The 18,928-nt window shown below is 72.8% G+C and carries 17 protein-coding genes; 11 read left to right on the top strand and 6 right to left on the bottom strand.

What is annotated here, in order from left to right:
• The first annotated feature begins 2 nt into the window (after positions 1-2).
• A complete protein-coding gene (gene dapD, locus ACZ6JS_RS25380) occupies positions 3-983 on the top strand; it encodes a 2,3,4,5-tetrahydropyridine-2,6-dicarboxylate N-succinyltransferase (protein ID WP_469301216.1) in 981 nt (326 codons plus the stop codon).
• Between the two features lie 195 nt (positions 984-1,178).
• Here dapD and ACZ6JS_RS25375 read toward each other — a convergent pair whose 3' ends face one another.
• On the bottom strand, positions 1,179-1,433 hold the full coding sequence (locus tag ACZ6JS_RS25375) for a hypothetical protein (RefSeq protein WP_469301215.1): 255 nt from the start codon (positions 1,431-1,433) through the stop codon (positions 1,179-1,181).
• A gap of 431 nt (positions 1,434-1,864) precedes the next feature.
• Positions 1,865-3,706 (bottom strand): endonuclease/exonuclease/phosphatase family protein, encoded by a 1,842-nt coding sequence (locus ACZ6JS_RS25370; RefSeq protein WP_469301213.1) that lies wholly within the window; start codon positions 3,704-3,706, stop codon positions 1,865-1,867.
• A gap of 377 nt (positions 3,707-4,083) precedes the next feature.
• Between ACZ6JS_RS25370 and ACZ6JS_RS25365 the strand changes: the two genes are divergently transcribed.
• Both ACZ6JS_RS25365 and ACZ6JS_RS25360 read left to right on the top strand, forming a co-directional pair.
• Entirely contained in the window at positions 4,084-5,574 is a 1,491-nt protein-coding gene (locus ACZ6JS_RS25365) for a hypothetical protein (RefSeq protein WP_469301211.1), read from the top strand.
• A 181-nt stretch (positions 5,575-5,755) separates the two neighbouring features.
• Positions 5,756-7,195 (top strand): alkaline phosphatase PhoX, encoded by a 1,440-nt coding sequence (locus tag ACZ6JS_RS25360; RefSeq protein ID WP_469301210.1) that lies wholly within the window; start codon positions 5,756-5,758, stop codon positions 7,193-7,195.
• Between the two features lie 27 nt (positions 7,196-7,222).
• Here ACZ6JS_RS25360 and ACZ6JS_RS25355 read toward each other — a convergent pair whose 3' ends face one another.
• The 4 genes from ACZ6JS_RS25355 to ACZ6JS_RS25340 form a co-directional block, all read right to left on the bottom strand.
• Complete coding sequence (locus ACZ6JS_RS25355) at positions 7,223-7,399, bottom strand: hypothetical protein (protein WP_167344711.1); 177 nt, start codon at positions 7,397-7,399, stop codon at positions 7,223-7,225.
• Positions 7,400-7,501: 102 nt separating this feature from the next.
• Positions 7,502-8,752, bottom strand: a complete 1,251-nt coding sequence (locus tag ACZ6JS_RS25350) for a TerD family protein (protein ID WP_469301208.1) — start codon at positions 8,750-8,752, stop codon at positions 7,502-7,504.
• A 44-nt stretch (positions 8,753-8,796) separates the two neighbouring features.
• Complete coding sequence (locus tag ACZ6JS_RS25345) at positions 8,797-9,036, bottom strand: hypothetical protein (RefSeq protein WP_469301206.1); 240 nt, start codon at positions 9,034-9,036, stop codon at positions 8,797-8,799.
• 124 nt (positions 9,037-9,160) lie between these two features.
• Positions 9,161-10,684, bottom strand: coding sequence for an aldehyde dehydrogenase (NADP(+)) (locus ACZ6JS_RS25340; RefSeq protein ID WP_469301204.1), 1,524 nt, complete (start codon positions 10,682-10,684; stop codon positions 9,161-9,163).
• A gap of 127 nt (positions 10,685-10,811) precedes the next feature.
• Here ACZ6JS_RS25340 and ACZ6JS_RS25335 point away from each other — a divergent pair, with 127 nt between their 5' ends.
• The 8 genes from ACZ6JS_RS25335 (at position 10,812) to ACZ6JS_RS25300 (ending at position 18,912) form a co-directional block, all read left to right on the top strand.
• Positions 10,812-11,594 (top strand): IclR family transcriptional regulator, encoded by a 783-nt coding sequence (locus ACZ6JS_RS25335; protein WP_469301203.1) that lies wholly within the window; start codon positions 10,812-10,814, stop codon positions 11,592-11,594.
• Between the two features lie 231 nt (positions 11,595-11,825).
• Positions 11,826-12,863, top strand: a complete 1,038-nt coding sequence (locus tag ACZ6JS_RS25330) for a hypothetical protein (RefSeq protein WP_469301201.1) — start codon at positions 11,826-11,828, stop codon at positions 12,861-12,863.
• The gene (locus ACZ6JS_RS25325; RefSeq protein ID WP_469301199.1) at positions 12,863-14,155 is read left to right on the top strand and encodes a sensor histidine kinase; all 1,293 of its coding nucleotides are present in this window, start codon (positions 12,863-12,865) and stop codon (positions 14,153-14,155) included. The genes ACZ6JS_RS25330 and ACZ6JS_RS25325 overlap by 1 nt, the downstream gene beginning before the upstream one ends.
• The gene (locus ACZ6JS_RS25320) at positions 14,152-14,829 is read left to right on the top strand and encodes a response regulator transcription factor (protein ID WP_469301197.1); all 678 of its coding nucleotides are present in this window, start codon (positions 14,152-14,154) and stop codon (positions 14,827-14,829) included. The genes ACZ6JS_RS25325 and ACZ6JS_RS25320 overlap by 4 nt, the downstream gene beginning before the upstream one ends.
• Positions 14,830-14,891: 62 nt before the next feature.
• Complete coding sequence (locus ACZ6JS_RS25315; RefSeq protein WP_469301196.1) at positions 14,892-16,340, top strand: peptidoglycan D,D-transpeptidase FtsI family protein; 1,449 nt, start codon at positions 14,892-14,894, stop codon at positions 16,338-16,340.
• 64 nt (positions 16,341-16,404) lie between these two features.
• Complete coding sequence (locus tag ACZ6JS_RS25310) at positions 16,405-16,881, top strand: GNAT family N-acetyltransferase (RefSeq protein ID WP_469301194.1); 477 nt, start codon at positions 16,405-16,407, stop codon at positions 16,879-16,881.
• Between the two features lie 191 nt (positions 16,882-17,072).
• Positions 17,073-17,780, top strand: coding sequence for a DsbA family oxidoreductase (locus ACZ6JS_RS25305; protein WP_469301193.1), 708 nt, complete (start codon positions 17,073-17,075; stop codon positions 17,778-17,780).
• Positions 17,781-17,850: 70 nt separating this feature from the next.
• Positions 17,851-18,912, top strand: a complete 1,062-nt coding sequence (locus ACZ6JS_RS25300; RefSeq protein ID WP_469301191.1) for an aminotransferase class V-fold PLP-dependent enzyme — start codon at positions 17,851-17,853, stop codon at positions 18,910-18,912.
• The last annotated feature ends 16 nt before the right edge of the window (positions 18,913-18,928 follow it).

Below are 18,928 nucleotides of genomic sequence, written 5' to 3'. Positions count from 1 at the left end.
GCATGACTGCTACGCGTACCACCGGCGCCGTCGCCGCCGGACTTGCCACCATCACCGCCGACGGCACCGTCCTCGACACCTGGTTCCCCGCCCCCGAGCTGGTCGCCGAGCCCGGCCCGGCCGGCACCGAGCGCCTCACCGCCGAGCAGGCCGTGGAGCTCCTCGGCGCCGCCGCGGCCAAGGCGATCCGTGGCGACGAGGTCCGCGGCGTCGAGGTCGTAGCCGTCCGCACGGTCATCGCCTCCCTGGAGGACAAGCCGCTGGACGCGCACGACGCGTACCTGCGCCTGCACCTGCTCAGCCACCGCCTCGTCAAGCCGCACGGCCAGAACCTCGACGGCGTCTTCGGCCTGCTGGCCAACGTCGCCTGGACCTCGCTGGGCCCGGTCGCCGTCGACCAGGTCGAGACCGTCCGCCTCAACGCCCGCGCCGAGGGCCTGCACCTCCAGGTCACCTCGATCGACAAGTTCCCGCGGATGACCGACTACGTCGCCCCCAAGGGCGTGCGCATCGCCGACGCGGACCGCGTCCGCCTCGGCGCGCACCTCGCCGAGGGCACCACCGTCATGCACGAGGGCTTCGTCAACTTCAACGCCGGCACCCTCGGCACCTCCATGGTCGAGGGCCGCATCTCCGCGGGCGTCGTCGTCGGCGACGGCTCCGACATCGGCGGCGGCGCCTCCACCATGGGCACCCTCTCGGGCGGCGGCAAGCAGATCATCTCGATCGGCGAGCGCACCCTGATCGGCGCCGAGGCGGGCATCGGCATCGCCCTCGGGAACGAGTGCGTCGTCGAGGCCGGCCTGTACGTCACCGCCGGCACCCGCGTCACCCTGCCGGACGGCCAGGTCGTCAAGGCACTGGAGCTCTCCGGCGCCGACAACATCCTCTTCCGCCGCAACTCCGTGACCGGCGCCGTGGAGGCCCGCCCGTACAAGGCGAACTGGGGCGGCCTGAACGAGGTCCTGCACAGCCACAACTGACGGTCGAGCCGTCTCCGAGCGCCCTCCCGGACCCGCCGCGGCCCGGGAGGGCGCTCGCCGTGGTCAGGGCGGCCGGTACCGCCGTCGTCCGTGTCCGGATCCGCCCGGGACCGCTCGATGACGGGCGGGGCCACCGCGCGGTGGCAGGCGCGGCACTCGGAGACGGTCAACGGGATCCGGGCGCGGGGCGGGACCTCAGTGGAGGGGGATCGTGCGGATCAGGCCCGCGAAGGCCTGCTCCTCCGCCTCGGTCAGCTGTACCGATTCCATCGGGTGCGCGGCGGAGGTGCGCTGGGCCGGGATCATCGGCAGGCCCTCGGGTGCGTCGGGCTCCGGCTTGTGGAAGCGGCTGTCCCACAGCATGTGACCCACGCCGGCCACCCAGACGAGCACTGCCATGAACAGAACGGCGAGGCCGATTTCCTGGGCGAGGGAGATCGAGGGGAACACCAGGATCCTCCAGGGGTGCGGTCGGTGCGAGCCGGGTCAAGATCGGGCGTGCAGACACTCAACACCACAACCGGTCGATTCGGTAGGGATGTGGCGAGCGTCACGCCAGGGCCGAAAGTCCCTATCTCGCCCGGGACCGGCCCGTCGCAGCCGCTCCGGCGGCAGCTCGAAGCCCTCGTGGCCGCGCGCGAGGCCGAGCCGCTCGTGGAAGCGGTCAGCCGCCGTGCGCCGCTTGTTTTGCTGGTGAGCTGGACCAGGCCGCAACCGTGCCCGCGGGCCCGCCGGGTCGAGGACCTGGTCCTCGTCGGCGAGCAGGGCGAGCACGGCCGACAGGTCCCGGCGTGCGGCGAGGCGGAAGATCATGGCGAGATCGCGGCAGGGGGCCCGCCCGGGACGGCGGCCGGACCCCCCTGCGGCTCCTGCCCCGGGGATTACGGGCGGAAGCGCAGCACCTGCGGGTCGTGGTCGCTGTTCTGGGCGGCGAACTCCGCGTTGATGTGCACGCTGTCGTACGTGAACTTCTTGATCGCCGGGCTGGTCAGGATCTGGTCCAGCACCTGCGCGTTGCCCTGGTAGACGTACGAGTAGCGCTCGGTCTTCGGCAGCGACTTGATCGCCGGGTACAGCGCCCCGCCGTCCGCCAGCGCGTCCGTGGTCGCGGAGAACTCGAAGTCGTTGATGTCGCCGAGGACGAGGACGTTGGCGTTCTTGTCCTCCGCCAGGATCTGCTTCACGAAGCCGTTCACGGCCTGCGCCTGGAGCAGCCGCTTGGCCTCGGAGGAACGCAGCGGCGGCTGGTGGTGCGAGGTCAGGCCCTCGTCGCCGCCCTTCGAGCCGAAGTGGTTGGCGATCACGAAGACCGTCTTGCCGCGGAAGACGAACTCGCCGGCCAGCGGCTTGCGGCTGTCGGCCCACGCCGGGTTCGCGGGGTCCACGCGGCCGGGGGAGTGGGTCAGGTGGGTCTTGCCGTTCTCCTTGACGACGCCCGTCGCCGTCACCGCGTCACCCGGGGCGCGCTCGGTGAAGGAGACCCGCGCCGGGTTGAAGAGGAACACCTGGCGGATGTTGCCGCCGGGCTCGCCGCCGTCCTTCTTGTCCTCGGGGTTGACGGTCCGCCACTGGTAGGCCGGCCCGCCCGCCGCCGCGATGGCCGTGGTGAACTTGGTGAGGGTCTGCTCCGCCGAGACGGTGCCGTCGTTCTTGGCGCCGTTGTCGTCCTGGATCTCCTCCAGGGCGAGGATGTCGGGGGCGGCGAGGTTCTCGACGACGGCCTTCGCCAGGGCGTCGAACTTCTCCTGCGGGTCCGTCGGGTCGAGGTTCTCGACGTTGTACGTGGCCACCGCGAGCTCCTGCTCGGCCTGCGGCTTGGTCTTCTCGGGGGCGATGGTGCCCGCCTTGACGGTGCCGAGGGTGCGGGCCACCAGCGTGTAGCCGCCGAACTGGTTGAAGTCCAGCGGGCCTTCGGTGGTACCGGTCAGCTTGTCGCCGACGTTGGCCACGGGGAAGGGCTGCTGCGCGATCGGCGCGAGCTGCTGGATCTGCAGGCGCCCGGTGTTCTGGGACTCGTAGGAGCCGTATACGGTGCCGCCGCGCTTGGCGGCGTTCTCCCAGCCCTTCACCGTGACCCACAGCTCGGAGTACGGGTCGGTGGCGCCGACGACGCGCGAGGTGCCGATCTTGACGTTCATTCCCTCGAGGGACTCGTAGTGGTCCAGGGCGTAGCGCGAGGGCTCCAGCGTCAGGCCGTTGATGCTGCCGTCGGCGGCCGGGTCGCCGGCCGGGGTGTACTCGGCGGGCACCGTGTACTCGTTGATCGCGGTCGCCTCGGGCAGCGCGTTGCCGGAGGAGACCACGGTGACGGTCGGCTTGGATATCTGGGTCACCGACTGGTTGCCGGATTTCACGCCACCGGGGATGTACTCGCCGACGGTGCCGGAGACCTTGACCGCGTCGCCCACGGCGACGCTCGGGACCGAGTTGGTGAAGACGAAGACGCCCTCGCTCGTCGCGTCGTTGTCGTCGGCGTCGGGGTCCTGGATCCAGAAACCGCGCGAACCGTAGGTGCGCACGCCCGTCACGATGCCCTCGACATCGGAGACCTGCTTGCCGTTGAGCGGGGATATCCGGGTGGTGCCCTGGATGTCGTGGATGCGTACGGGGTCGGCGGACGCCGCGCCCTCGGCCGCGTCGGCGGAGCCCGCGAGCAGGCCGGTGGCCAGCGCGGTGGCGACGAGGGCCGCGACGGCGGCGGAGCGGGGATGCGAGGAGCGCATGGTCAGGAAACTCCGGTGTGGGAGAGGGGTAGGGAGAGGCTGCGAGCAGCGAGATCTGCGGGGGGATGGTCAGCCCCCAAACGTCTACGCGCGTCAATTTCCTGTGTTGCCAGCAAAGTTGTCAAGCCCTCCAGGGGAGACGGCAGCCGACTGTGGGATGAACCAAAGGCGATGGCCCGCCGGGCGCGCCCGATATGCGTCTACGCTGGGTCGCCGTACGACGGCCACAGCTGTCATCTGCGCCACATCCGCCATGCCCGCACTGCCCCGTCATGTCGGCCATGTCGCCGGTTTTCGGGCGCGCATGACGGTCCGGCCGCCGGGCCGGACCGTCATGGCCCGCCCGTCACCACCGCGTCCGCGAGGAGAGCCTCCCCATGTCCGCTGAGTCGCACCCCACACTGCCGCCGGTACGGCTGCACTCCGATGCGGAGCTGGCGCGCGACGCCCTCGGTGCGCCGCTGTTCGCGCGCGCCGTACGGCTGGCCCGCTGGGCCGGGCCCGCGACCCGCGTCGGCGTCGGCGGCGAACTGGCGGCCGACCAGCTGCCCGGGGCCGCCGCCCACCTGGGCCTCGACCCGGGCGACGAGGATGCCGCCGGGTCCGCGAGCCAGGCCTGGCGGGTGGCCGTGGACACGGGCCTGGTGGACGTGACCGAGCCGGAGGAGGACACGGATGCGGAGGGCGCCGGGGAGGCGGGCGAGGAGCCGCACGGCACGGCCGCGCCCGGCGAGGACCTGGCGTTGGTGACGGGCGGGACGCCCGGCGACGTCCTCGGCCTGTGGCGGGCGGCCCTGGAGGCGGTGCTCGCCGATGCGGCCGTGCCCGACCTGGAGGGCCTGGTCGACGCACTGGACGCCGGCGGGGAAATCGACTTCGACCGGCTGGACTGGAACCCGGGCCGCGAGGCGGACCTCCTCGACGAGGTCCTCGCCAACCTCTATCTGCTCACCGTCGCCGAGGGCGGGGCCGCAGACCGACCGATTCCGCTTCCGGTGCTGGCCGCGTCGATGGTGGTGCCCGACGGGATGGGCGAGCCGACCAACGCCGTCCTGGAGCAGGTCTCGGACGCGATGATGCGACTCGACGACCAGTTCCGACAGCTGGAGCCCATCGGTCTGGTGGAGTTCCGGCCCGTCGACGAGGAGCTCATGGCGCAGCCCGACGAGGACGGCCCGCGCGATGGACGGGACGCCGACGACGAGGACGTCTCCCGCTACGGCATGGTCCGCCTGACCCCGCTGGGCCTCTACGGCATCCGCGCCCGGATGCTGGAGGCCGGAGTGGACGCCCCGGCGGTCGGCGAGCTGGCCGGCAAGGGCGCCGACGCACTCCTCGACGCCGTCTCCTCCTACCCCGAGCGCGCGGCGCAGGCCGAGATCGAGCAGTGGATGGCGGGCCGCGAACCGTCCGACGCTGTCGCCGAACTGCTGGCCGCCGCCCGCGGGGACGACGAGGGCGGCCCGCTGCGCCGGCTGCGCTGCCAGCAGGCCCTCGCGCTGGCCGGACCGGAGGCCGAGCCGGCGGTCCGCTCGGTGTTGGACGAGGCGGAGCTCGGCGGGCTCGCCCGGGTCTGGCTTGCGGAGCACGGAGTGGCCGACGTACCGGCGCCCGCCCCGCAGATGGTGTTCTGGCTGACGGTCGACACGATCGCCGCGCAGCTCGCGGCCGACGGCGAGAGCGACGAGCTGCCCCTCCTGATGGAGACCCTGACCGCCCATCACGCGGGCTTCTTCGACCAGGTGTGGCGCGTCGAGCACCCGTCGACGGTGCAGGTCCTGGAGGCGATGGGCCGGCTGCACCCGGACCGGAAGACGGCGAAGGAGGCCCGCAAGGCCGCGTTCAAGGCGCGCTCCCACAGGCCCTGAGCGCCCGGCCCGGGAAGCGGGCGACAATGCGCCGTTCCTGGGTCGGAGTTGGCCAATGACGCCGACGGGCAAGGGGTCTGTTCTCCTTCGTGGGTAATTCAGCCGCCGTTCACGTGCGGGCGGGAGCGTGTGCGCCGACGACCGCACGACAGGCGCACCACTCCCCACCCCTGGAGACCCGATGCCGCTCAGCCGCAGAGACTTCACCGCCCGTACCGTCATCGCCGGCGCGGGAGTCGCGCTCACCGGGACGGTCGGCGCTCTCGCCACCGCTCCGGGTGCGCTCGCGGCCGAGGACGGCGCGGACCGCGACGAGCAGGGGCGGCCGTGCGAGCCCGGCTACGGCCCGCTCGTTCCCGACCCGGCCGGCATCCTCGCCCTCCCCGCCGGCTTCAGGTACCGCGTGATCACGCACAGCGGCGTCACCCGGCTGGAGTCCGGTGAGACCACCCCGTCGAACCACGACGGGACCGCGGCCTTCGAAGGCCACCGCGGTGTCACACTCCTCGTCAACAACCACGAGCTGAAGGGCAAGCGGGAGAACTGGGCCCGCCCCGTCCCACTCGCCGAGGGCCTCGTCTACGACCCGGCCGCGGCCGGCGGCTGCACCGTCGTCGAGGTCCGGCGCGGCGGAGAGGTCGCCGAATGGGTGGGCATCGCCGGTACGTCGACCAACTGCGCGGGCGGTGCCACCCCCTGGGGCACCTGGCTGACCTGCGAGGAGAACTCCGACCTCGCCGGCAGGAACGGCATGACCAAGGACCACGGCTACGTCTTCGAGGTCGACCCGCACGACCGACGCGCCAACCGCGACCCGCAGCCCATCAAGGCCTTCGGCCGCTACGACCACGAGGCTGTGGTCATCGACCCGCGCCAGGGCCACGCGTACCTGACCGAGGACGCCTCCGGCCCCAGCGGGCTGTTCTACCGCTGGACCCCGCCCCTCGGGTTCCGGCACGGGCGCGGCAGGCTCCGTGCGCTCGCCGCCGACGCAGGTGTGCTCCAGGCCGCCAAGTGCATCGACAGCTCGGACCGGTTCGTCGACGACCTCTCGCGCGCCACGCGGATCGGCACCGTGTACGGCGTCGACTGGGTGGACGTGCCGGACCGCGATGCGCGCACCGTGCCCGTCCGCAAGCAGTTCGCGGACCACGCGGTGACACGCGGGCGCAAGCTGGAGGGCATGTGGTGGGCGGACGGAGGCGCGTACTTCGTCTCGTCCTACGCCCGTGAGGAGAGCCCCGGTGCCTCGCACGACGGGCAGGTCTGGTTCTACGACCCCAAGCGGCGCACGGTCCGGCTGACCGTCCTCATCGGCGTCAACGCGGACCCGTCGGCGGACGGCGGCTACGACGGCCCGGACAACATCACCGTGTCGCCGTACGGAGGCCTGGTCATCGCCGAGGACGGCTCGGGGCTGCAACACCTGTTCGGTGCGACCGCATCGGGCCGCACGTACCCGCTGGCGCGCAACGAGCTGAACATCGGGTCCGCCGAGGACCCCGAATTCTCCGAATTCGCGGGAGTCTGCTTCTCCCCGGACGGACGCACCCTGTACGCCAGCATCCAGGACCCGGGCATCATGCTGGCCATCACCGGCCCGTGGCGGCGCGCGCACTGACGCTCCGCCCGGCCGGGATCGCGGGCCTCAGTGGGCCGGGGAAACCTCCGCGCGGGAGGCTTCGGCCCACTCGGCGAGCAGGAACTCGTACGCCTCGGAAGGCCACTCGCCGTCCACCCTGGTCTCCACGAGGTGCCGTATCGCCTCGTTCGCCTCGGCGGCGGACGGGCGGGCAGGCCCCGCGGGTGTGAGTGTCTCGTGCATGCCTCCAAGGCTACGGGCGGGCACTGACAGCCACCCACGGATTACGCGTGGCATCCATCACCCGCGAACCCGCACGGTGGCCGTCCGTGCCCGCCCACCTGCTCAGAGCGCCTGCGCGGCGGGCTTGACCATGCCGCGCACTGTGCGCGACTTCACAAACTCGCCCATGGCCGTCATCTCCCATTCGCCGGAGAACTGGCGGATGAGCTTCGCCATCATCACGCCCGTCTGCGGCTCGGCGCTGGTGAGGTCGAAGCGCACCAGCTCCTCGCCGCTGGCCGCGTCGATCAGGCGGCAGTAGGCCTTGGCCACCTCGGTGAACTTCTGGCCGGTGAAGGAGTTGACCGTGAAGACCAGGCCCGTGGCGTCGGAGGGGATCCGGCCGAGGTCCACGACGATCACCTCGTCGTCGCCCGCGCCCTCGCCCGTGAGGTTGTCCCCGGAGTGCTTGACGGCGCCGCCCAGGATGGACAGCTTGCCGAAGTAGCAGCTGTCGATGTGGTTGCGCTGCGGGCCGTACGCGATGACGGACGCGTCGAGGTCGATGTCCCGGCCGCGGAAGGCGGGCTCCCAGCCCAGCCCCATCTTGACCTGGGAGAGCAGCGGGCGGCCGCCCTTGACCAGGGAGACGGTCTGGTTCTTCTGGAGGCTGACCCGGCCCTTGTCCAGGTTGATCTTCCCGGTGGCGGGCGGTGCGGCCGGGGGCGCGGCGGGTGCGGGGGCGGGGGCCGGGGTGACCGGGGCGGGGGTGCCGGCGCCGGCGGTGAGCCAGGGGGAGGGCTGGTGGGTCGTCGGCGGGACGGGGGGTGCGGCGGGCGTGGGAGGTGCGGGCGGGGTGACGGCGGCTGCGGGAGCCGGCTCCTCGTCCACGCTCACCCCGAAGTCGGTGGCGATGCCGGCGAGGCCGTTCGCGTACCCCTGGCCGACCGCGCGGACCTTCCACACACCGCCGCGCTGGTAGATCTCGACGACGACGAGCGCGGTCTCGGTGGCCAGCTGCGGCGGGGTGAACGAGGCGATCACCGCGCCGCCGTCGGCATTGCGCACGGTGGCGGTGGGCTCGATGCCCTGGAAGGTCTGCCCGGCGGCGTCGGGGCTGGCCGTGACCACGATCCGCTCGATGCCCGGGGGCACCGCGGAGGTGTCCACGGTGACGGAGTCCGGCGCCGCGCCCCCGCCGGACCGGTAGGCGACACCGGGCCCTGAGGGCTGGTTGAAGAAGATGAAGTCGGCGTCGGAGCGCACCTTGCCGTCCGCCGTGAGGAGCAGGGCGGACACGTCGAGCCGCACCGGCGCAGCCACGTCGACCGTCACGCGGACGGCGTTGAGCGGCAGGTTGGATCCAGGGGTCATAGCGGTCATGCCCGGAGAACGAGCGGAGGTGCTTTGCCGTTCCCTTACCTTCGCGGGATATTTCCGCGCCGGTTGCGGGGGTGGTTCTTCGCGGTGCGCTCGTTGCCGAATTTGTACGAGCCGGTCCACCGGGCCATCACGAGCTGCGGATCCCCGGCCTCCACTTCGGTCAGGAACGCGGCGGCGCGGTCCCCGCGCAGGGTGGCCGCGGTGCGGCCCTGGTGGGTGATGACGACGCTGCCGCCGCTGCGTCGGTCGAATGTGAACCCGTGTGGTCTCGGCATGGTCCGCAGCCTGCCCCGCGGGGGCGGGAAGGGCAACGGGATTGACCGTGCGCGGAGGGCGGCCGGGGCCTCGGATCCCCGGGGCCTCGGATCCGCGATCCGGAGGCCCCCGGGGCCGCCGAGGTCAGCCGCCGGTCACCCGGCGCGGCAGGCCCAGCGGATTGGCCTCGCGCAGCTCGGCCGGAAGGAGCGCGTCCGGCACCGACTGGTAGGCCACCGGCCGCAGCCAGCGCTCGATCGCCGTACCGCCCACCGAGGTGGAGTGCGAGGTGGCGGCCGGGTATGGCCCGCCGTGGTGCTGGGCCGGTGCCACCGCGACCCCGGTCGGCCAGCCGTTGACCACGATCCGCCCCGCCAGCTGCGTGACCTGCGCGATCAGCTCGGCGGCCGGGCCCGGGCCGCCCTCGGCCTCGGCGGCCGACAGCTGGAGGGTGGCGCTCAGGTTCCCGCCGAGGCGACCGAGGACGGCGCCCGCCTCGGCCTGGCCGGCGTACCGGACGACGACGGTGACCGGGCCGAAGCACTCCTCCAGGAGGACGTCGTGCCCGTCGCCCGCGAGGAGGTCCTCGGCCCGCACCGTCAGGTAGCCCGCACCCACGGTGTGCTCGCCGCCGGATCCCGGGGTGACGGGAGCGTCGACGCCGGGCAGCGCGGCCCGCTCGCGCACCCCGGAGACGAAGTTCTCCCGCATCCGGTGGTCGAGCAGCACCCCGGGCTCGGTCTCGCCGAGGGCCTTGGCGAGCTCGCCGGTGAGCCGGTCGCCGTCCGCGCCGTCGGGAACCAGGACCAGGCCGGGCTTCACGCAGAACTGGCCGACACCCAGGGTGACCGAGCCCGCCAGGCCGGCGCCGATCTCCTCGGCCCGCTCGGCGGCCGCGGCCGGGGTGACCACGACGGGGTTGAGGGAGCCCAGTTCGCCGTGGAAGGGAATCGGCACGGGCCGGGCGGCGGCCGCGTCGAACAGTGCCCTGCCGCCCCGGATGGAACCGGTGAATCCGGCAGCCGACACCAGCGGGTGGCGGATCAGCTCCAGGCCCGCGTCGAACCCGTGGACCACACCCACCACTTCGGGCGGGAGCCCGTTCGCGACGGCCGCCCGGCGCAGCAGCGAGGCGCACAGCTCGGACGTGGCGGGGTGGTCGGGGTGCACCTTGACCACCACCGGGCAGCCCGCGGCCAGCGCGCTCGCGGTGTCTCCGCCCGGGACGGAGAAGGCGAGCGGGAAATTGGAGGCGGCATAGACCGCGACCACGCCGAGCGGGACCTTGTAACGGCGCAGCTCGGGGCGCGGCGGGGTGAGCAAGGGGTCGGCCCGGTCGATCCGGATGTCGAGGTAGGACCCCTCGTCGACGGCGTCGGCGAAGGCGCGCAGCTGGCCGGTGGTGCGGGCGAGTTCGCCGGTGAGCCGGCCCGGTCCGAGCGCGGTCTCGGCGTCGGCGGCCTCGATGACGTGGGCGGCGGCCTCGTCGAGCAGTGCGGCCGCGGTGCGCAGGAAGGCGGCGCGGACGGCGGCGTCCGCGAGCGGGCCGCGGGCGGCATGGGCGGCCCGTACGGCTTCGTCCACCTCGCGGCCTGTGGCTTCCACCGCAACCTGCTCGCGCTGCTTCCCGGTGCGGGGGTCCACACTCCAGACTGGTGTCGTTGCCATGGCCCGCTGCCTCCTGGATCGTTCAGTATTCTGAACGCGGTTCCGGTGGATGAATGATCACATCTGCTGCGGACTCTATTTCCGGGTCCTCCGCGTGACAAGAGGCGACCAGAGGGGAAGCAGGCGCATGACGACGACCGAGTCGGGGATCCACGCCCAGGCGGCGCCCGTCAAATCGGCGGTCCGGACCGTCCTGCTGCTGGAGCACTTCGCGGCCAGGCCGGGACTGCACAGCCTGGCCGACATCCAGAGCGACCTCTCCCTGCCCAAGTCCAGCCTCTACATGCTGCTGCGCACGCTGGTGAGCCTCGGCTGGGTGGAGACGGACGCGACGGGCACGCGGTACGGCATCGGCGTACGGGCCCTGTTGGTCGGCAGTTCGTACATCGACGGCGACGAGGTGGTCGCCGCGGCCCGGCCCACCCTGGACCGGCTCTCCGACGACACGACGGAGACCATCCACCTGGCCCGGCTCGACGGGACGAGCGTGGTGTACCTGGCCACCCGGCAGTCCCAGCACTACCTGCGGCCCTTCACCCGGGTCGGGCGGCGGCTGCCCGTGCACTCGACGGCGCTCGGCAAGGCGCTGCTCGCCACGCACTCGGACGCGGAGGTGCGGGCGCTGCTGCCGCGGCGGCTGGAGGCGGTCACCGAGCACACCATCACCGACCGGGAGCAGCTCATCGAGGAGCTGGAGCTGGTGCGCGAGCAGGGCTACGCCCTGGACCGGGAGGAGAACACCCTCGGGCTGCGCTGCTTCGGGGTGGCCGTGCCGTACCGCACGCCGGCCCGGGACGCGGTGAGCTGCTCGGTGCCGGTGGCCCGGCTGACGCCGGGTCACGAGCAGGTGATCAAGGCGGCGCTCTTCGAGGCGCGCGACCGGCTGTCGGTGGTGACGCGCCGCATGTGACGGTGCGTGGGGCGGTCCATGTGACGGTGCGTGACGCGCCGCATGACGGTGCGTCGCGCGGTGCCTGGGCGCCGGGTGTGACGGTGCGTGGGGCGGTGTGGGCGACGTCGTGGGGCGGGGTGCGACAGCGCCTGCGCCGCCGCGGGGCCGCCTGCTTCCTCCCCCGCGCGGGGGAGGCGGTTCCCCATTGAGGGGGAGGTGGAGGGCCGCTGCCCGCGGGACCGTTGGGGCATGACCAGACGAGCCGTTCACACGACGCACGCACCGCAGTCCTCCGACCCGGGCCCCGCGCCCGCCCGCGACGACGCACCCGCCCCCGCAGCCGCCCCCGCGCCCGCCCACGGGGCCGGGAAGCAGGTCCTCGCGGCGGTGGCCCTGGCGGCCACGGTGCCGTATCTGGCGCTGAAGGCCGCCTGGCTGTCCGGCAGCCGGATCGGGATACCGGACGGCAGCGTGCTGCTGGAGGCCGGAATGTTCCTCATGGTGGTCAATGCCGTCACGCTGGCCATGGACGCGTGCGTGATCCTGCTCGTCCTGGTGCTCACCAGACCCTGGGGGCTGAGAACGCCCGCCTGGATGCTGACCGTTCCGGTGTTCACCGCCACGGGCCTGCTGACCCCGATCCTCCTCGGGTTCCCGGGCCAGCTGCTCCTACGGGCCCTCGGCTTCGGGACCGGCCCGGAGGCGGCGGCCGCGCGGGAGCCCTTCCTGGACTCCTGGGTCTTCATTGTCGTGTACACGGGCTTCACCGTCCAAGGCCTCGCCCTGGCCGCGCTGTTCGTGCCCTATGCACGCCGCCGGTGGGGCCGGAGGTGGCAGGGCGCGGTGGGCGAGCGGCTGCCGTCGCCCACGGGGGTGGTGGCGGCAGCCGGGGCCTCGGGCGCCCTGGTGCTGGCCGCGATCTTCCTGTACTGGGCCTTCGGCGGCACGGCCGGGCTGAGCGCCGAGCGGGCCGGGGCGTATTCGGTGGAGAGCGCCGTCGGGTCCGTGGCCCACGCGTTGTGCGCGCTCGCCGCAGGAGCGGGGACGCTGCTCCTGGCCCGCGGCGGGGCGCTGCGGGCGCGGTGGCCGCTCGGGCTCGCCTGGGTCGGTGCCGCCGCGACCCTGGCGTGGGGCGCCTGGATGCTGATCGCCTCGCTGGGGCCGCAGTTGGACGACGGTGAAGGAGGGTTTGCCGCAGCGCGGTTGATCTACGCTGGCCAGATGGCCACGGGATCGCTCGCCACCGCCGTCCTCGCCCGGTTCCTCATATCCCGACGCGCCGGCTGATGCGCGACGGCCTGGGCCGGCTGCTGGGAGCACGGGCCCGGCTGCGATGGGTCCACCAGATCCTCGGCGGCGCCCTGCTGATGCCGTATTTCCTCCTCGCCACGGTGGGCGTCGGCATGGCGGCCGACGGAGCCAACGCGCTGTCGTCCCTGCCGCTGTCCCTCGCGGCCTACGCCGCGGCGCTGCCGCTGGCCGCCGTCACCGGGGTGTACGGGCTGGTTCGGCCGCTGTCGGTGAGCGCCGTCCGGGCGATGTGCGCGGTGCCGGGGGAGCGGCTCGCGGAAGGGCCGGCGCGGTCCTGGGCCGCGCGGGGACGGGCCTCGGCCTGGTGGACCCTGCACCTGGGGGTCGGAGCTCTGGTCAGCGGGATGACCCTGGCGGTGCCGCCCATGGCGGTGGTGCTGATGGTGCTGCCGTTCGTGAGCGGTCTGCACGAAGTCCGACTGGGCTTCGGGTGGTTCCACACGGGCGTCGAGACCTACACGGCCCCTCTCCTCGGGATCGGCCTGCTGGCCGCACTCGCCCTGTGCGCGGCCGGGGCCGGGGAGCTGCTGGCCCGGCTGGCGCCCGTACTGCTCGGGCCCACGGCGGCGGACCGGCTCCTGGCGGCCGAGGAGCGGGCAGCCGACCTGGCCGTGCGCAACCGGCTGGCCCGGGAGCTGCACGACGCGGTCGGGCACGCGCTCAGCGCCGTCACCCTCCAGGCGGCGGCGGCCCGGCGGATGCTGGAGCGCGACCCGGACTTCGTACGGGAGGCGCTCACCGCGATCGAGGACACCACGCGGCGGACGGTGGGCGAGCTGGACGCCGTCCTGGGCCTGCTGCGCGAAGGGGACCCGGCCCGGCCGGACGGTGCGACGGTCCCCGCCCCGACCCTCGCCGCCGACCTCGACGGGCTGCTGGCCCGCACCCGCGCAGCGGGCACCACGGTCACCGCGCACCAGGACCCCGGGAGCGCGGGAGACTGGGCCCGCCTCCCGGAGATCACCTCGCGGGAGGCCTACCGGATCGTGCAGGAAGGCCTCAGCAACGCACTGCGCCACGGCACAGGCCCCGTGGACCTGCGGATCCTCGTCCGGGCCGGCCGCGACACCGGTCAACGACAACTGGAGATCACCATGACCAATCCGTCGGCCGCGCCCGAGGGCCGGGAGCCCCGCGCCACCGGGGGCCGCGGACTGCGCGGCGCCGCGGAGCGGGCCGCGCTGCTCGGCGGCAGCGTCGAGGCCGGCCCGCATGAGGACCGGTGGCGGCTGCGCGCGGCCCTCCCGCTGGCGGGGCGCGACCGATGACGGCCGCCGCCCCGGCGGCCCGGCCGCCGCTGCGCATCGTGCTCTGCGACGACGAGCGGATGGTCCGCACCGCGCTGAGGGTCATCCTCGAGGTCGAAGCCGACCTGGAGGTCGTCGGCGAGGCCGCCACCGGCGCCGAAGCGGTCCCCCTCGTGCGGTCCCTCGCCCCCGATGTGGTGCTGATGGACGTCCGGATGCCCGAGATCGACGGCATCCGGGCCACCGAGCAGATCCTCGCCACCATGGACGAGCCGCCCAGGATCGTGGTCGTCACCACTTTCGAGAACGACGCCTACGTCTACGACGCGCTGCGCGCCGGAGCCGTCGGCTTCCTCCTCAAGCGCGCCGACCCCGACGAGCTGATCGGGGCGGTCCGGCTCGTCGCCCGCGGCGACTCGCTGCTCTTCCCGGCCGCCGTACGCTCCCTCGCCCTCACCCACGCGGCAGCTCCCGCCCCCGCCCCCTGGATCGCCAGGCTCACCGACCGCGAGGCCGACGTGCTGCGCCTGATGGCCACCGGACTGACCAACCACGAGGTGAGCGAACGCCTCGGGGTCGGGCCGCAGACGGTCAAGACCCACGTCGCGTCGGTCCTCACCAAGACCGGCTCCCGCGACCGCACCCAGGCGGTCATCGCGGCCTACGAGGGAGGTTTCATCATGAGGAAAGTCTGAGAAGTCGGCCACAATCGGGGCAGAGCGGAACGCCCCGGGCCGCCGGTACGTCCTTCCGGGGGATGAACAAGACGATCAGGCGTGCGTCGGTCTTCTGTCTGCTCCTGGTGCTGGCCCTGCTGGTCCGGGTCACCTGGGTGCAGGCGTACCAAGGCCAGGCCCTCGCAGACGACAAGCACAACCGCCGCAATCTCATCGGGCAGTACGAGAACCCGCTGGGCAACATCATCGTGGGCGGGGAGGCGATCACCGGCTCGGAGAAGACGGGCGGCAAGGACTTCGGCTACAAGCGGACCTACGTCGACGGTCCCCTCTACGCGCCCGTCACCGGCTACAGCTCACAGGCCTTCGGCACCAGCATGCTGGAGGGCGTCTACAAGAACGTCCTCAACGGTTCCGACAGCCGGCTGAAGACCGTGATGGACGTGCTCACCAACAAGCGTGCCGATCCCGGCAACGTCCTGACCACGATCGACAAGGACGTGCAGAAGGCCGCCTACGACGCGCTCCAGGGCAAGCAGGGCGCCGCCGTGGCCATCGACCCCGCCACCGGCGAGATCCTCGCCGTCGTGAACAACCCCTCCTTCGACCCGGGCAGCATCGCCGGCGCCACCGACCAGAAGGCGTGGGACGCGCTCTCCGCCGACAACGGCAAGGCGATGGAGAACGTGGCGCTCCGCAAGCCCCAGGCGCCCGGCTCCACCTTCAAGCTGGTCACTCTCGCCGCCGCGATCGAGCACGGCCTGGTCAGCGACATCGACCAGCAGACCGGCATCCCCGACCCGTACACGATCCCCGGCACCCGCACCCCGCTGCCCAGCGAGGCGGGCTCGGCGGCCTGCAGCAACGTCTCGGTGCGCACCGCCCTACGCCTGTCCTGCAACAACGTCTTCGCCGAGCTGGCCGCCAAGCTCGGCCAGGACAAGATGCGCGCGACCGCCGAGAAGCTCGGCTTCAACACGCAGATCGACACCCCGGTCCGCACCAACCCCCCGAGCAAGTACCCGTCCAGGAAAATGTCGATCGACCAGGTCGCGCAGACGGGTATCGGCCAGTTCGACGTCCAGGCCACCCCGCTGCAGATGGCGATGGTCACGGCCGCGATCGAGAACGGCGGCAAGCTCGTCGCCCCGCACATGGTCTCCGAGGTCACCGACGCCGACGGCAACGTGCTGGAGAGCTTCAAGGACCCGAAGTCCCAGCAGATCATGAAGGAGAAGACGGCCTCGATGATCCGGGACGCCATGCGCACGGTCGCCACCGAGGGCGGCGGCAAGCCGGCCCAGGTCTCGGGCGCCGAGGTGGGCGGCAAGACCGGCACCGCGCAGCGCGGGGTGAACAACAGCCTCGCGCCGCTGGCCTGGTTCACCTCGTACGGCAAGGCGCACGGCAAGCAGATCGCCGTGGCCGTGGTGATCGAGAACTCCGACACCGACCGCTCCGAGATCGGCGGCGGCAAACTGGCCGCGCCCATCGCGCAGAAGATGATGCAGGCCTGGCTGAAGAAGTAGGCACGCGGGACGCGATGTCCGACGCGCCGGGAACCGACGGGGTTCCCGGCGCGTATCTGTCTTCGTGATCAGGACTGCGCACCCCGCCGACCTCGACGCCATCGCCGCCCTCCACACCAGGGCGCGGGCCACCTACTACCAGGGCCACATACCCGAAGAGGCCTACGCCGGGGAAGCCGAGCTGGCCCGCACCCGCGAGGGCTGGACCGCGGCCGTCGCCCGCGGGCCCGCCGAGGGCAGGGTGCTGTGCGCCGAGGAGGACGGCGAGCTCACCGGTGTCGCCGCCTTCCGCACGCAGGACGGCGAGACCACCCTCACCCAGCTCCACGTCGATCCTGTCCACTGGCGCCGGGGCACCGGGGCCGCCCTGCACGCCGCCTGCCTGGAGGTCTGGCGCCGCGCCCGCGTCCGCCGGGTCCGTCTGGAGGTCTACGAGCACAACCTCCGGGCCCAGGCCTTCTACGCCGCGCAGGGCTGGCAGCCCGATCCTGCCGCCACCGCGTCGGGCAGCCACCGCACCCTCTGGCTGGACGTCGCCTGAGGCCGCCCGCGGCCGCCGCCCGCTGCCTGCCGCCGATGCCCGCCGTGTCCGGGGAATGGGACGGAAGGCCGGATGGTTCGCACAACTGATGGTTGAACGATGAAGCGTCCGGTTCGTCGGTTCATCGGTTCGTCAGCCGTCAGCCGTCAGCCGTCAGCGTCCCATCAGCGACCCCGGAGAGAAGAAGGATCATGCGCGTCGAGATCTGGAGCGACATCGCCTGTCCCTGGTGCTACATCGGCAAGGCCCGTTTCACCAAGGGGCTGGCCGGGTTCGCGCACCGCGACGAGGTGGAGGTCGTCTTCCGCTCCTTCGAGCTCGACCCGGGCAGCCCCAAGGGCGTGACCGCCCCCGTCGTGGAGATGCTCGCCGAGAAGTACGGCCGCACCCTCAGCGAGGCGCGCGGCATGGAGCAGCACGTCGCCGCGAGCGCCCGCGCCGAGGGGCTCGGGTACCGGACCGAGGGGCGCGACCACGGAAACACCTTCGACATCCACCGGCTGCTGCACCTGGCCGACGCCCGGGGCCGGCAGGAGGAGCTGCTCGACCTCGCCTACCGGGCCAACTTCGCCGAGGAGCGCTCGGTCTTCGACCCCGAGGTGCTGATCACGCTCGCGGTCGAGGCCGGCCTGGACGAGGCCGAGGCCCGAGCCGTCCTCGCCGACGGTTCCGCCTATGCCGACGAAGTCCGGGCCGATGAGCGCGAGGCCGCCGAGCTGGGTGCGAACGCCGTGCCGTTCTTCGTCCTCGACCGCCGCTACGGGATCTCCGGCGGACAGCCGGCCGACGTGTTCACGCGCGCCCTGGAGCAGGCGTGGGCAGGGCGCGAGGTGGAGCAGCCGGCGGCCGCGGCCGACGCGTGCGAGCCCGACGGGGCGTGCACCGCCCCGCAGGTATAAGTACTACTTGGGTTGGGTGGGTGAAACTCGGCAATGGACTTTGGGCACTTCCTGGCGCAGAGTTGACGGCATGGATCTTCCGATCGACGAAGCGACCCGTGCCGAGTTCGCCCACTCCACCACCTACCTCAACTCCGCCAACTGCGGAGTCGTCCCGCGTGCCGCCGTCGCGGCCGTACGGGAGCTGGCCGAGGCGGCCGGGGCCGGGATCCCCGCCGGATTCGGCGACTTCGACCGCGTGAACCGCGCCCGCGCCTCCTTCGCCCGCCTGGTCGGGGTGGACGCCGACCGGGTGGCCGTCGGCTCGGCCGTGTCGACCCACGTCGGCCTCGTCGCGGCCTCGCTCCCCTCCGGCGCGGAAGTGCTCTGCCCGGAGGGCGACTTCGCCTCCGTGATCAACCCGTTCGTCGTGCGGGACGACCTGAAGGTGCGGTTCGCGCCGCTGGATTCCCTCGCCGAGGCCGTCGGCCCGGACACGGCCCTGGTCTCGCTGAGCGCCGTACAGTCCGCGGACGGGCGCAAGGCCGACCTGGCGGCGGTGCGACAGGCGACGGCGGCGCACGGGGCCCGGATGCTCGTCGACGCGTCCCAGGCCGCGGGCTGGCTCCCCTTCGACGCCTCGCCGTACGACTACACGGTCACCGTCGGCTTCAAGTGGCTGCTCAGCGTCCGCGGAGCCTCCTTCATGACCGTCTCGAGGGAGGCCCAGAACACCCTGACCCCGCTGCACGCCGGCTGGGTGGCCGCGGAGTCCATGTGGGACGCCGTCTACGGACCGATGCCGAAACTGGCCGACTCCGCACGGCGGTTCGACGAGTCCCCCGCCTTCCTCGCCTACCACGCGGCGGCCCTCTCCCTCGCCCTGATCGAGCGGATCGGCATCGAGGCCGTGCACGCCCACGACACCGCCCTGGCCGCCCGCTACCGCGCCGGACTGGCGAGCCTCGGCCACGAGCCCGTGCCCGGCGACGCCGCCATCGTCTCCGTGCCGGGCCTCGCCGACCGGCAGCCCGCCCTGCAGGCGGCCGGCATCCTCACCTCGGCCCGTGCGGGCCTCCTGCGGGCCTCCTTCCACCTGTACAACACGGAGGCCGACGTGGACCGGCTCCTGGACGTCATCTCCGCCTCCTGACGCCGCGGGGGCCGCA

This window comes from Streptomyces sp. NPDC046349, assembly GCF_055587885.1.
Note: the sequence above shows the minus strand (reverse complement) of the source record. Positions and strands in the feature narration are given on the sequence as shown.

Bases quoted from the DNA above. Each gene is read 5' to 3' on its own strand.
- dapD (WP_469301216.1), top strand. From the start codon at position 3: ATGACTGCTACGCGTACCACCGGCGCCGTCGCCGCCGGACTTGCCACC.
- ACZ6JS_RS25370 (WP_469301213.1), bottom strand. From the start codon at position 3,706: ATGCGCTCCTCGCATCCCCGCTCCGCCGCCGTCGCGGCCCTCGTCGCC.
- ACZ6JS_RS25365 (WP_469301211.1), top strand. From the start codon at position 4,084: ATGTCCGCTGAGTCGCACCCCACACTGCCGCCGGTACGGCTGCACTCC.
- ACZ6JS_RS25360 (WP_469301210.1), top strand. From the start codon at position 5,756: ATGCCGCTCAGCCGCAGAGACTTCACCGCCCGTACCGTCATCGCCGGC.
- ACZ6JS_RS25355 (WP_167344711.1), bottom strand. From the start codon at position 7,399: ATGCACGAGACACTCACACCCGCGGGGCCTGCCCGCCCGTCCGCCGCC.
- ACZ6JS_RS25350 (WP_469301208.1), bottom strand. From the start codon at position 8,752: ATGACCCCTGGATCCAACCTGCCGCTCAACGCCGTCCGCGTGACGGTC.
- ACZ6JS_RS25345 (WP_469301206.1), bottom strand. From the start codon at position 9,036: ATGCCGAGACCACACGGGTTCACATTCGACCGACGCAGCGGCGGCAGC.
- ACZ6JS_RS25340 (WP_469301204.1), bottom strand. From the start codon at position 10,684: ATGGCAACGACACCAGTCTGGAGTGTGGACCCCCGCACCGGGAAGCAG.
- ACZ6JS_RS25335 (WP_469301203.1), top strand. From the start codon at position 10,812: ATGACGACGACCGAGTCGGGGATCCACGCCCAGGCGGCGCCCGTCAAA.
- ACZ6JS_RS25330 (WP_469301201.1), top strand. From the start codon at position 11,826: ATGACCAGACGAGCCGTTCACACGACGCACGCACCGCAGTCCTCCGAC.
- ACZ6JS_RS25325 (WP_469301199.1), top strand. From the start codon at position 12,863: ATGCGCGACGGCCTGGGCCGGCTGCTGGGAGCACGGGCCCGGCTGCGA.
- ACZ6JS_RS25320 (WP_469301197.1), top strand. From the start codon at position 14,152: ATGACGGCCGCCGCCCCGGCGGCCCGGCCGCCGCTGCGCATCGTGCTC.
- ACZ6JS_RS25315 (WP_469301196.1), top strand. From the start codon at position 14,892: ATGAACAAGACGATCAGGCGTGCGTCGGTCTTCTGTCTGCTCCTGGTG.
- ACZ6JS_RS25305 (WP_469301193.1), top strand. From the start codon at position 17,073: ATGCGCGTCGAGATCTGGAGCGACATCGCCTGTCCCTGGTGCTACATC.
- ACZ6JS_RS25300 (WP_469301191.1), top strand. From the start codon at position 17,851: ATGGATCTTCCGATCGACGAAGCGACCCGTGCCGAGTTCGCCCACTCC.